This is a genomic window from Vicinamibacterales bacterium (assembly GCA_036504215.1).
In the GTDB taxonomy this organism is placed as follows: domain Bacteria; phylum Acidobacteriota; class Vicinamibacteria; order Vicinamibacterales; family Fen-181; genus FEN-299.
Window position 1 is genome coordinate 1 of record DASXVO010000024.1, and the last position, 12512, is coordinate 12512.

At 67.1% G+C, this 12512-nt stretch carries 11 protein-coding genes; 7 read left to right on the forward strand and 4 right to left on the reverse strand.

The features are described 5' to 3' along the window. Positions 1–331: 331 nt before the first annotated feature. Positions 332–508 carry a twin-arginine translocase TatA/TatE family subunit gene (locus tag VGK32_05985; GenBank protein ID HEY3381299.1) on the forward strand — a complete coding sequence of 59 codons (177 nt, stop codon included), beginning with the start codon at positions 332–334 and terminating at the stop codon, positions 506–508. A 26-nt stretch (positions 509–534) separates the two neighbouring features. Here VGK32_05985 and VGK32_05990 read toward each other — a convergent pair whose 3' ends face one another. Then, positions 535–1206: an FkbM family methyltransferase gene (locus VGK32_05990; GenBank protein HEY3381300.1), complete on the reverse strand. Its 672-nt coding sequence runs from the start codon at positions 1204–1206 to the stop codon at positions 535–537. 99 nt (positions 1207–1305) lie between these two features. Between VGK32_05990 and VGK32_05995 the strand changes: the two genes are divergently transcribed. Next, the gene (locus VGK32_05995; GenBank protein HEY3381301.1) at positions 1306–3846 is read left to right on the forward strand and encodes an ABC transporter permease; all 2541 of its coding nucleotides are present in this window, start codon (positions 1306–1308) and stop codon (positions 3844–3846) included. Between the two features lie 28 nt (positions 3847–3874). After that, positions 3875–4663 (forward strand): trypsin-like serine protease, encoded by a 789-nt coding sequence (locus VGK32_06000; protein HEY3381302.1) that lies wholly within the window; start codon positions 3875–3877, stop codon positions 4661–4663. Between the two features lie 60 nt (positions 4664–4723). Here VGK32_06000 and VGK32_06005 read toward each other — a convergent pair whose 3' ends face one another. Together VGK32_06005 and VGK32_06010 are read right to left on the reverse strand one after the other, a co-directional pair. After that, positions 4724–5242, reverse strand: coding sequence for a GNAT family N-acetyltransferase (locus VGK32_06005; protein ID HEY3381303.1), 519 nt, complete (start codon positions 5240–5242; stop codon positions 4724–4726). 156 nt (positions 5243–5398) lie between these two features. Next, positions 5399–7894 (reverse strand): ABC transporter permease, encoded by a 2496-nt coding sequence (locus VGK32_06010; GenBank protein ID HEY3381304.1) that lies wholly within the window; start codon positions 7892–7894, stop codon positions 5399–5401. 288 nt (positions 7895–8182) lie between these two features. Here VGK32_06010 and VGK32_06015 point away from each other — a divergent pair, with 288 nt between their 5' ends. Next, positions 8183–8347 carry a hypothetical protein gene (locus tag VGK32_06015; GenBank protein ID HEY3381305.1) on the forward strand — a complete coding sequence of 55 codons (165 nt, stop codon included), beginning with the start codon at positions 8183–8185 and terminating at the stop codon, positions 8345–8347. A 75-nt stretch (positions 8348–8422) separates the two neighbouring features. On the opposite strand, the gene VGK32_06020 is transcribed toward VGK32_06015, so the two are convergent. After that, on the reverse strand, positions 8423–9535 hold the full coding sequence (locus VGK32_06020) for an aminotransferase class V-fold PLP-dependent enzyme (GenBank protein HEY3381306.1): 1113 nt from the start codon (positions 9533–9535) through the stop codon (positions 8423–8425). Positions 9536–9959: 424 nt separating this feature from the next. On the opposite strand from VGK32_06020, the gene VGK32_06025 reads away from it, so the two are divergent. The 3 genes from VGK32_06025 to fabA are packed head-to-tail and all read left to right on the forward strand — an operon-like array spanning position 9960 to position 12488. Continuing rightward, complete coding sequence (locus VGK32_06025) at positions 9960–10889, forward strand: SDR family oxidoreductase (GenBank protein ID HEY3381307.1); 930 nt, start codon at positions 9960–9962, stop codon at positions 10887–10889. After that, positions 10873–11901 (forward strand): ketoacyl-ACP synthase III, encoded by a 1029-nt coding sequence (locus VGK32_06030; GenBank protein ID HEY3381308.1) that lies wholly within the window; start codon positions 10873–10875, stop codon positions 11899–11901. The genes VGK32_06025 and VGK32_06030 overlap by 17 nt, the downstream gene beginning before the upstream one ends. Beyond that, on the forward strand, positions 11898–12488 hold the full coding sequence (gene fabA / locus VGK32_06035) for a bifunctional 3-hydroxydecanoyl-ACP dehydratase/trans-2-decenoyl-ACP isomerase (protein ID HEY3381309.1): 591 nt from the start codon (positions 11898–11900) through the stop codon (positions 12486–12488). The genes VGK32_06030 and fabA overlap by 4 nt, the downstream gene beginning before the upstream one ends. Positions 12489–12512 lie beyond the last annotated feature (24 nt).

Genomic DNA, 12512 nt, shown 5'->3' on the forward strand with positions numbered 1-12512 from the left:
CGATGTACCCCGACGTGTGCTGGGCGATCGAGCTCGGCGTGCGGGTGAAGGTCCCCGAGTGGGCCGGCCAGGAGATCTCGATGGCGCTCGAGGAGGACGCGGTCTTCACGACGCACAAGACGACGTTCCTCGACGGCCGACAGACCCGGTTCCACCTAATCAGATGACGACAACCGACGACTCTCTTTCGAATCCCGTCGGCGGCCCCGTCAGAGCGTTGGCCGTCGGCCGGGATTCCGACGGAATCCTCGAAGAAACCGCGTGATTCGATCACCCGGGCGACGGGACGCCCCGGCACGCCGGTTGCGCGTCGGTCGCCGGAGGCTCCCACATGTTCGAGGGTCTGTTCCAGCCCATGCACCTGCTCCTCATCCTCGGCATCGCGCTGATCGTCTTTGGCCCAAGGAAACTGCCAGAGCTGGGCCGCGGCCTTGGCCAGGGAATCCGGGGATTCAAGGAGGCGATCACCCAGGCGTCGGACACGTTGCCTCACGACGACAATAAGTAGCGGCCGCTGACGATCTGCGTCGCCGCTCAGGTCAGGCGTGACAGGCCGAACGGCTTCGCCTGGTAGAGATACGTCCGGACATCGATATTCCACATCGCCGTGCACAGGTAGCCGAGCCGTCCGAGGATCGGGAAGACCTCTTCGAACGGCCCTTCGGTCACCACGACCGGGTGTGACCTGAGCAGGGTCTTGATGCTGCCCTTGAGCACGTCGAGATACCAGTTCTCGACGTCGATCTTCAGCAGGCTCACGTCGTCATAGTCGTACGAGTCGAGTGTCCGCATCTCGACGGAACCGGGAACGCCCGGCACGACCTCGCATCCCCCCATATTGGCCGGTGATACGGCCATCGCCACCATGCCCGCACTCGCACCGAGGGCAACCGGGTGAGCGTGAACGACGAGGTCCGATGCGTGAGCGTCGAGGTTTCTCTGGAGGATCTCGAAGTTCATCGGCACCGGCTCGAAACAGACGAGGCGCTTTGGCCGGAGGACCCTCGCGAAGAATGTCGCGTGGTTGCCGATGTTGGCACCGACGTCGATGATGGTCCGTTGCGACGGGAAGTGCTGACGGAGCGTTTCGAGGATCTCGGACTCGTAGAACCTGCCCGTCTCGACGATCTGGTTGCTCAGGTACTCATCGTCGTGCACGAGCAGATCGAGCGACGTTCCGGCGTGGTCGATGTGAGCCAGGCGCATGGTCGCCCAATTATCGCAAAGGTGACGCGTTCGGTGTCAGGAGAATAGGCGGAACTTTCGGCCGCTCGCATCCGTTCATGTCAACAGGGAGGCAGTGCTGTGCCGACACTGATCACCGACCTCAGATTCGCCCTTCGCGTGCTCCGCCGCCAGCCCGGGTTCGCCGCGACGGCCATTCTCGTGCTCGCGTTGGGGATCGGCGCCAATGTGGCGATCTTCTCCGTGGTCAACACGTTGCTGCTGAAGCCGCTGCCCGGCGTCGGTGGCGACGGACAGATCCTGGGGCTGTACAGCAAGAGCACGAAGAAGGCGGACGACTACCGTGCATTCTCCTACCCGAACTACGTCGACCTTCGCGGCGGCGTGCGAACGTTCACGGGGGTGGCGGCGCACACCGTGGCCTTCGCCGGCGTGGCTGACGGCGGGATGACGCGTCGCACGTTCGTCGAGATGGTGTCCTCCAACTACTTCGACGTGCTGGGGACCACGCTGGCGCGAGGGCGCGCGTTCACGGCGGACGAGGAGCCCCCCGGGCGCCCGGCGCTCGTCACCGTCGTTTCCCACGGCTACTGGCAACGCCAGGGTGCTGATCCGCAGTTCATCGGGAAGACGGCCACCATCAGCGGCAGGCCGTTCACGGTGGTTGGTGTGGCGCCTCCGGGGTTCTCGGGCACGGCCACCGGCTTGGCGCCGGAGTTTTGGGTCCCGCTGAGCGCCACAGAGCTTGTCGAGAACGACTTCATACGCGACGACGCGAGTGGGGCGCGCGGCTCCCGCGACAGGCACGAGTTCCTGCTGGTCGGCCGCTTGAAACCCGGCGTGACCCGTGAGGCCGCCAACCGCGAACTGGCGGGCCTGGCGACGCGATTGGCGGAGGCGTATCCGAGCGCGAACCGCGACCACACGATCATCGCGAGCCCGCTGTCACGGCTCGGCATCAGCACGAATCCGAGCGACGACGGCGCATTCGTTTCCCTGTCAGCGGTGCTGATGGGGATGTCGGCGGTGGTGTTGCTGGTCGCCTGCCTGAACCTGGCGAACATGCTGCTCGCCCGCGGCACCGCGCGCCGAAAGGAGATCGCGGTTCGTCTCGCGCTCGGCGCCGGCCGCATGGCGATCGTGCGCCAGTTGCTCACCGAAGGCCTCCTGCTGTCGATGGCCGGGGGCGCCGTCGGTCTCGCGGTGGGCGACTGGGCAACGGTGCTGCTGATGCGATCCATTGCGCCACTCATGCCCATGCCGTTCGACCTGGACGTGGGCCTCGACTGGCGTATGACGGTTGCCGCGCTGGCGTTCGCGGTCATCGCCACGGTGGCTTTCGCGCTGGGCCCGGCCCTGAAGGCGACGCGTCCGGGCGTCATCGAGGAGATCAAGGAGCAGGCCGGCGAGGATCGGACCCGCCGCGCGCGTCTGTTTGGCGCCCGCAACCTGTTGCTGGCCGGACAAATGGCATTGTCGCTGGCGCTGCTCGTGGCGGGCGCGCTCTTCCTGCGGGGCGCACTGGCCGCCGCCGATGCAACGCCCGGTTTTGCGGCTGACCGTGGCCTGCTCATCGAAACGGACCCGAGCCTCGCCGGCTATTCGCCAACCGAGAGCGCGTCGGCGCATCGACGGCTGGTGGCGCGACTGCGGGGTGTTGCCGGCGTCGAAGCGGTGAGCATGGCATCGATGGTGCCGTTCGGGCCGCTGAGCGAGAGCGTGCGGGTTGAGTCGGCAGCGGCGCCCGAACAGGCGGCGCCCGCGAAGGATTCCTCCCTGCGGGTGTCGGCCCAGCACACGTCGATCGGCAGCGACTATTTCCGTGCCCTCAATCTGCCCGTCGTGCGCGGGCGCGAGTTCACGACGGAAGAGGCGGAGGGCACCGAGGCGCGGCGCATCACGATCATCGACGAACCGACCGCGAGGAAGTTGTTTCCGAAACCGGGCGACAATCCGGTCGGCCAGTTCGTCCGGGTCGGCTCCGGGGAGAACGGCCAGGCGAAGGAACTGCTCGAGGTGGTCGGCGTCGTGCCCGGCGTCCGGTCCGATCTCTTCGAGCGGGCGCCATCACCTCACCTCTACGTGCCATTCACGGCGCGATCTCGCGCCTGGATGCACTACCACGTGCGCACGGCCGCCGGCGCGCCGGCCGACGGCGTGATGCTCGAGCGGTTGCGGCGGGAAATCCGCGCCGTGGATCCGCGGTTCCCCGTGATTTCCACTCGGACGCTCCAGGACTTCATGCAGAAGAGCGTGTTCCTGTGGTTGTTCCGATCGGGCGCCCGGATCTTCACGGCGTTCGGACTTGCGGCGCTCGTGCTGGCGCTGGTCGGCATCTACGGCGTCAACGCCTACATGGTGCTGCGGCGCACGCGCGAGATCGGTATTCGCATGGCGCTCGGGGCCGCGCCGCGCGATATCACGCGGCTTATCCTGCGCGAAGCCATCATCGTCACCGCGGCCGGCGTGGCGGTGGGACTCGCGCTCGCGATCGCCATCGGCAACCTGCTCGGATCGATGCTCTACGACGTGACGGCGTTCGATCCGCTGGCGCTCATCACCGCGCCAACGCTGCTGGTCGGCTCTGCGCTGCTGGCGTCCTACATTCCGGCCCGCCGGGCCACGCGGGTTGCGATGGCCACAGCGCTCAGGCGAGACTAGGGCGATGGCCAGCGCCTTCGGAGGGATCGTGGCTCGTTCCAATCGCGGGTGCCGAGGTGCATACCAGCTCGCCGCCGCCCTGCTGACGTGCGCAGCACTGGTCGTGCTGATGTCGCCGTCGGCCGCGGCCATCGTCATTCGCCACGACAAGGCTGATGCCGACGCCCTACGGTTGGGCGCGAAGTTCGAGGCCGTGGGTCGAGTGCTGCCCGACGGCGGCTGCACCCTCATCGCGCCCACCTGGGTGGCCACCGCCGCCCACGTCGCGGCGTCAGTGTCCCCTGGAGGCAGGGTCCAGTTTGGAGACCGGACGTACGCAGTCAAGCGGACGGTGATTCACCCTGACGGCACCGGGCCCGCTGGGCAGCCCCCCGAGGTCGATTTGGCGCTCCTGGAACTTGCAGAACCGGTCGCCTCGGTCGCGCCGATCGAACCCTACCGCCAGCGGAATGAGATGGGCCAGTCGATCTTCATCGTCGGCTACGGCGATTTCGGAAATCCACGGATTGGACTGAAGCGGGGCGACGGTCGGCGTCGAGCGGTGACCAACCTCGTGGACGATGCCGGTCCTCGTCGCATCTTCATGCGGTTCGACGAGCCGCCGAAGGGAACGGAGTTCGAGGGTGTCGGAGGACCGGGGGACAGCGGCGGGCCGGCCTTGCTCGGGGCCGGAGGCCGGTACTATCTGGCTGGCGTCAGTTCTGCGTCGATGGACGGCAAGCCTGGCCAATACGGCATCACCGACGTCTACACACGGGTGAGTTCCTTCGTGTCATGGATCGACTCGATCACTCACCCATCCTCCGCAGCCCGATGACGGTCTGCTCGCCGGTTCCGGCCGTCCAGGCGACGTGCACGGTGTCATCCGGGCCCGGGACTATTCTTCGCCAAGGCTTAGCGAGAACAGCTTGGAGGCGGGATGGTCGTCAGAGAGCGTCACCATCCCGTCGAACGTGAAGCCGATCTTCTCGAGCAGGCCAATCGAACGCTCGTTGTCGGGGGAGGTGATGGCCAGCACCCGGCGCAGGCCCATCGTCTTCTTCGCGTGCGCCAGCACCGCCAGCGCGGATTCGCGCGCGTAGCCCTGTCCCCAATACGTCGGCACGAATGCGAACCCGAGATCGATGTCAGGGAGAACGTCCCGTTTGAGAAGCCCACAGATGCCGATCGGCACCTGCGTGCCCTTCAGTTCGACAAGATAGAGCCCGAAGCCCAATCGGGCGTAGCTGTCGGCAGGCCCCTTCAGGATGTAGTTGGTCGCATCCTCGATCGTGTGCACGCCCCGATCGCCGATATACCTGATCCATGACGGCTCGTTGACCAGGCCGAGAATGAAGCCGGCATCTTCGATGGTGAGCCAGCGAACGACGAGGCGGTCGGTTTCGAGGACCTTCATGATGCGACATTGTCCCCGAATCCGCGCGACTCGACAACGACACCTACCGACGGCGACCCATCGGGCCTATATCGACCTTCCATTACTCAGGACGCGGCAACCTCGGGCGACGATGCGCCTGAAGTGCGAAAGGAGTAAGGCGGGGCGTCAGATCTACTACTCGTTCCGCAGCGCTCGAATCGGATCGATCACCGCGGCCCGGCGTGCCGGGATCAGGCCGGCCGCCAGGCCCACGGTGACGAGGCCGATGAGCGCGGCCAGGAAGACCAGCGGATCCCGCGCGCCCAGGCCGAAGAGCTGCGATTCGACATACCGGCTCGCGACCAGTGCGACCGCCAGGCCAACCACGACGCCCACCCCGAGCAGGATTCCCACCTCGCGCATGACGAGCGCCAGCACCTCGCCCGGCCGCGCGCCGAGCGCGACGCGCACGCCGATCTCCGGCGTTCGCCTCTGGACGATGAACGCGATGACGCCGTAGAGACCCACGGCGGCCAACACGGTGGCGAGCAGGCCGAACGCCGCGGCCAGGACTGCAATCAGCCGTTCGGTCGTCGTCACGGCATCGATGTACGCGCCGAGCGGTTTCAGGTCGAAGACGGGCAGGTTCGGATCGAGTTCCCGCACGATTCGCCGCACGGCGGACGCCAACTCCGACTCGGACCGCGTCGATCGGATGTAGAACGTCAGCCGCGTCGGACGCTCGTCCAGCGGAAAGGGGAAGAACACCGCCGGGCTGACCTGCTCGCGCAGGTCGTTGTGCTTGAAGTCGCGGACGATGCCAACGATTTCGCGATCCGCAACGATGTCGTTGCCGCTGCCGATCGCGACGTGCCGGCCGAGCAGCGGCCGTCCCTGTGAGTACTTGCGGACGAAGGCCTCGTTGATGACAGCCACCTTCCGTACGGTCAGGATGTCCTGGTCGTCGAGTTCGCGTCCCTGGACCACCGGTACCCGCAGCGCCTTGAAGTAGTCGGCGCTGGCCATCCCGATGGCCGCGCGCGCATCGTCGGCATCTTTGGCCTGGTAGCCCTCGATCGTGAAGTTGCCGCTGCGGCTCGAGTTGGTCAGCGGCGAGGGGTTGACGGCGCCCACCGCGTCGACGCCGGGCGCGTTCCGGAGCCGCTGCTGCAACTCGCGGTAGAACGCGTGGACGCGGGCGGCCGGGTAGCCCTGAAGCGTGGGATTGACCGAGAACGTCAGCACTCCGCTCGCCCGGAAGCCTGGATCGACGCGCATCAGGTTCGCGACGCTCCGCCCGAACAGGCCAGCGGCCACGAGAAGCAGCAGTGACAACGCCACCTGCGAGACCACCAGCGCGCGCCTGAACCGCGTCTGTCCCGTGCCCGAGGCCACGCTCGTGGCCTGATCCTTCAGCACGCCCGCGACCTGCGGTCGGGTGGACTGGAGCGCGGGCACGAGGCCGAAGAGCAAGCCGGTGACAACCGATAGAGCCAGGTTGAAGAGCAGCAGGCGCGCATCGACGCCGCTCGTCAGCGCGCCTTCCATGTCCGGTCCCATGAGCGACAACAGACCGTCGATCGTCCAGCTCGCGATCAGCAGGCCAACCAGGCCCCCCACCAGGGCGAGCATCACGCTCTCGATCAACAACTGGCGGACGAGGCTGCGCCGGTTCGCGCCGAGCGCCAGACGAACGGCGATCTCCTTCTGACGGGTCGATGCCCTCGCGGTGACCAGGCCGGCGACGTTGGCGCACGCGATGAGAAGCACGAGGCCGACCATGCCCATCAACGCGACGAGCGCGCTCTCGAACTCTCGTTTCAATTCGTTCACGCCCTGCGCGGCGGACAGCAGGTCCAAACGAAGTCCCGCGAGCATCTGGCCGAGCCGACTCTCCCGCGGCCGTTTCAGCTCGCGCAGGAGCTCATCGAGGAGGGCGCTGAAGAGGACCCCCGTCCTGGCCTTGGCCTGCGCGGCCGAGATTCCAGGCTTCAGCCGGCCGAACACGTTCAGCCATGACGTCCGCCGGTCGTCGAGGCCGAACCAGGTTGGCGTGATCTCCCGCTTCATCGCGATCGGCACGAACAGATCGGGGACGTTGCCGACGATCAGTCCGCGGAAGCCCGGCGGAGCCACGCCGATAACCACCATCGGGTGTCCGTTCACGACGATCTTCCGGCCCCCGATTCCGGGGTTCGATCCGAATCGCTTCGTCCAGTACGAGGCGCTGAGCATCACGACCGGGCTCGCGCCCGGCGCGCCATCGTCGGACGGCGCGATCGCGCGGCCGAGCGCGGGCGTGACACCGAGCACCTGGAACAGATTCCCGGACACGAGCTCCGCCTGCACCTGTTCACTCGAGCCGCCGTCCGACACGCTCACCGGGGCCGAGGACCTGGCAATCACTCCCTCGAACACCTCGCTGCGATCTCGGAGGTCCCGGTAAAGTGGGTACGAGAAGACCGACTCGCTGCTGTCGGAATGTGACGAACCGGGAAACCCGTCCGAGACGTGAAACACCACCAGCCGGTGCGGGTCGGTGACGTGCAGGCTGCGGACGAGCACCTGGTCGAGCAGCGAGAAGATGGCGGTGTTGGCGCCAATGCCGAGCGCGAGCGAGAGGATGGCAATGCCAGCAAACAGCGGAGCACGTCCAAGCGTGCGCACCGCAAACCGGACATCGTTCCACATGCGGAGCCTCCGATTCGACCGTCAGCGGGCCGATTGCCGCAGGCGTAGCGAGAACCGTACCTGCGCGGACACGGGCCGCAACCCACACCAGGAATAGAGGATGCGGGAGGCCGGCGTCGCACGGAGCCACAGGGTGTTGTTCGGGGCCGGCACGTGCAGTCCCGAAATCGGACAGGCGGGCAACGGGCGAAGACGATCGCTCCGGGAGTGACTATCCGCGTCTCAGTGCCAGATCGCGGCCGCACCGCATTCAGACCGAACCAGCGAACCTGTGAGTTGCTCCGCCCGTTGACGCTCGCGCTCATCTTCGGCAGCGTCAGCCTCACCGGCACCGGGATGACGAACATGTTCGTCAGGCTCGGGCGCAACCCGTGGTCGCCGGATCTCGCACGAGCGGCCTGGTCCGGCCTCGCGGAACTGGCGATTCCAGCGTCGTCGCGTTCACCGTGCTGACCGTGGCCTGGGGGCTCGCGGCGGTCGGCCTCCGGAGGATCGAGTAGGGGGCGCGAAATCGCTCCGGAAGAGATTTCAGATCTTCGCCAGCGCCGCCTGGAATCGATCGATCTCCTCCTCGGTGTTGTAGAACGACGGGCTCACGCGACAACTGCCGACCCGGAGTGCGATCGCGATCTTCCGTTCGATGAGGCGTGCGACGATCGCCTGGTTCTGTTCCTGGGACCCCGCGGTGAACGAGACGATGGCTGACCGTTCCTCGCGCGTCTCGACCGGCGTGAGGATGGTCATGCCCGCGACACGGAGCGCGTCGATGAGCCGCGACGTCAGGTCGAGCACTCGGGCATGGATGGCCGGCACGCCGATCTCGAGCAGCATCTCGAGGCCGGCCGTCCAGGCGTGGAAGAGGGAGTAGGACAGCGAGCCCGACTCGTAGCGCCGGGCGCCCGGCAGCCATCTGATCTCGGTCAGATCGTCTTCCGCCGAGAACATACCCGGCATCGTCGGTCGGATCCGTTCCCAGGCGTCCTTCCGGACGTAGAGGAAGCCGGTTCCAGGAAGCCCGAGCAGCCACTTGAACCCGCCGCACGCCAGCACGTCGATGCCATCGTCTTCGACGTTGAGCGGCACCACGCCGGCCGCCTGGATGCCGTCCACGACGAACAGGGCTCCGCGATCCCGCGCCATCCGGCTGACGAGCTTCAAGTCGGCGCGGAATCCCGTGCCGTGCCGCACCGCGGCCAGCGCCACGATGCGCGTCCGAGCGTCGATGCGATCGGCGATCCTGGCGGGATCGACGCGGGAGTCGGCATCGACCGGTGCGATCCGGACATCGATTCCCCGGTCGCGCAGTGCGAGCCATGGGAACGTGTTGTTCCAGTGTTCCTGCGCGGGCACGACGACGTTGTCGCCGGGTTCCCATCGATAGCCGGCCGCCGTCAGCCCGATGCCGACGGCGGTGCTGGTGACGAGCGCGTATTCCTCGGGCAGACCGCCGAGCAGCCGGGACAGGAGCACGCGCACCGGGTTCCGGGCCGGCGGGCGATTGTGCGGGGCACGGGCCGCCAGGTCGAGATACTCGTCCAATCGGCGGCGCACGGCGAGGTTGAGCGGCGACTCCGCGGCATTGTTCAGGAAGACGAGTTCATCCGTGACAGGGAACAGACGACGGCATTCGCTCCAATCCAAACGACACCTCCTCGGCGGCGTCATCGTATGCCGTCGAGGCCAGCGGCGCAAACGAGCCGGCTTGCGCCCCGCGGCTCGCGACGTTCAGCTTTGCTGGTGAAGCACGCAGATGCCGGCGGAAAACGGCCGTCGTCCGGCTCGCCGCGCGGCAGAACACGGCCGGGGTGTCCATACCTGCCCGCGGCGCCGACCCAACGTATGCACCCTCCTCCTTCGGCGAGCGTCAGCCCGCGACATGCACGCTTCACCGGGCACGCGTTTGACTCATGCGATAAAATATCTCCCTCATAGCGGAAGAGGCTCACGGTTGAGTCTACGGCGACGACGGATGGTCGCCTCTGTGGCTCTGTACGTCCGTCGTCCTTTCGGTGTACGTGCACCTTCTGCACGATCGTGGCTGCACGAGATACGGGACTTGGTGGCAATGACTCGATTCGCGAACGGAGATTGGGCGGTCATCCTCGGTGGATCCAGCGGGTTCGGTCTGGCGTCGGCCAGGAAGCTGAGCGACGAGGGCATGAACGTGTGCGCCGTGCACCGCGACCGCCGCGGCGCCATGGACCGCATCACCCGGGAGTTCGACGCGATCCGCGCAAACGGGCACGGGTTCTTCAGCCTGAATCTCGACGCCCTCAGCGCCGAGGGCATCACCTCGGTCATCGATGCCTTGAAGACGAACCTCGGGCCGGACGGCCGTGTCCGCGTCCTTCTTCACTCGATCGCGTACGGCAACCTGAAGCCGGTGGTGCCGATGCGCCCGGCGGAACGCGTTCCCGCACTCGACAGCCTGGCCGATGCGCTGGGCGTGCCGAGGGCGGACGTCGATCGAGCCGTCGATCGGTTGGCGGAATCGGGCGAGCCCGTGTTCCAGATCCTCCGGCCCGTGGACTACGGCGAGGCGGTCCTGGACGATGAGGACATGGTCCGAACGATCTACTCGATGGGGACGAGCCTGCTGACCTGGGTCCAGCGGATTCACGCAGCCGGTCTGTTCGCCACCGACGCGCGCGTGATTGGCCTCACCAGCGAGGGGAACGAAGTTGCCTGGCGCGGATACGCCGCCGTGGCCGCCGCCAAGTCGGCGCTCGAATCGGTCTCCCGAGCCATCGCCGTCGAATTCGCCCCGTACGGCGTACGATCCAACATCATCCAGCCTGGCGTCACCGACACCCCCGCACTCCGCGTGATCCCTGGCAGCGCCCGGATGAAAGCCGGGGCGCGCCTCCGCAACCCGTTCGGACGACTGACGACGCCCGAAGACGTGGCGAATGTCGTCTACCTGCTGAGCCTCGACGAGGCCCGGTGGATCAACGGGGCGCTGATCCGCGCGGACGGAGGTGAGCACATTGCATAGGCACGAATCGCTGTCCGGCGACCTCTTCGTTCACGGCGTGGGGCACTTTCACCCGGAGAACGTCATCGACAACGCGTTCCTCACCGCGCTGCACATCGGCACGGACGAGGCGTGGATCATGGAACGCGTCGGCATCAGGTCCCGCCGCACGGTGCTGTCGCTCGACTACATCGTCCGGACGATGAACGAGCACCCGTCCGAAGCGGCGCGCTGGTCCGTCTACACCAACGCCCAGACCGGGGCTCGCGCGGCGCGTCTCGCGATGGAGCGCGCCGGCGTCGAGGCGTCGCAGATTGGCCTCGTGATCGCCGGCGGATGCTCGCCCCAGTATTCGATCCCGGCCGAGGCCTGTCTGGTGGCGGCGGAACTCGGCATCAGCTCGGCCGCGTACGACATCAGCTCGGCGTGCTCGAGCTTTGCCGTGCAGCTCCACGCCCTGCGCGCGATGCGTCCGGAAGCGCTGCCGGACTACGTGCTCGTCGTGAACGTGGAGAACACCACGCGGACGGTGGACTACCGCGATCGGCGCACCGCGGTGCTGTGGGGCGACGGCAGCGCGGCCGCGGTCGTCTCGCCGCGGATTCCCGCCCCGGTGCGCGTGCGCCAGAGCGTCGTCCATTCCGACCCGGCCGGGTGGAACAAGGTCGTCATTCCCGCCGGTGGCCACTTCACCCAGGAAGGGTCGGCGGTCCAGGGGTTCGCGATCCGGAAGTCGGTGGCCACGCTGAACGAATTGACCCCGCACCTGTCCGGCGATCGGGCGGACATGTGGTTCATCGGCCATCAGGCGAACCTGATGATGCTCAACACGGTGTGCGAGCGGGGCAAGGTCGAAGCGTCGCACCACCTGTTCAACGTGGATGAATTCGGCAACTGCGGCGCGGCGGGCGCGCCGGGCGTCCTGTCGCAGCACTGGGACACGTTGCCGCCTCGATGTGAGATCGTGCTGGTCGTGGTCGGGTCCGGCCTCACGTGGGGCGGCCTGCTGATCGAGGTCGGGAGGGCTTCGTGAAATACGCCGAGTTCCTGCAGAGAACCCACTTCACCAAGGTGGAACTGCTCGCCTGCGCGAACGGCACGCTCGTCGATGACCCTCCGCCGGAGGGATTCGCCACGCTGCCCGGCCCGCCCATGCTCATGGTGGACCGCGTCGTCGAGATCAGCCACCGCGGGCCGCAGGGGCGCATTGTCGCCGAGTACGACGTGCAGATCGACGCCTGGTTCTTCCAGTGCCACTTCCGGTCCGACCCGGTGCAGCCGGGCTGCCTGGGCGTGGACGCGATCTGGCAGTTGATCGGCTTCTACGGGGGCGTGCGCGGCGCGAAGGGCGCCGGCCGCGCGCTCGGCGCGAAAGAGATCGAGTTCTCGGGACAGATCCGCCCGTACAACAAGTTGGTCCGTTACGAGATCGACATCCGGCGCTACGCCGAACTGGCCGACACCGGCGCCGCGATCGCGATCGGCACCGGCCAGGTCATCGTGGACGGCGAGCCGATCTACCTCGTGAAGGACGCGAAGGTCGGCATGTTCAAGGGCATCAGGTACCCGGACTACCCGCTGCCGTCCGAGAACTCGGTTGGTGGGATCATGGTCAGGTAGTCGCGAACGCGTTGGATGGATGGC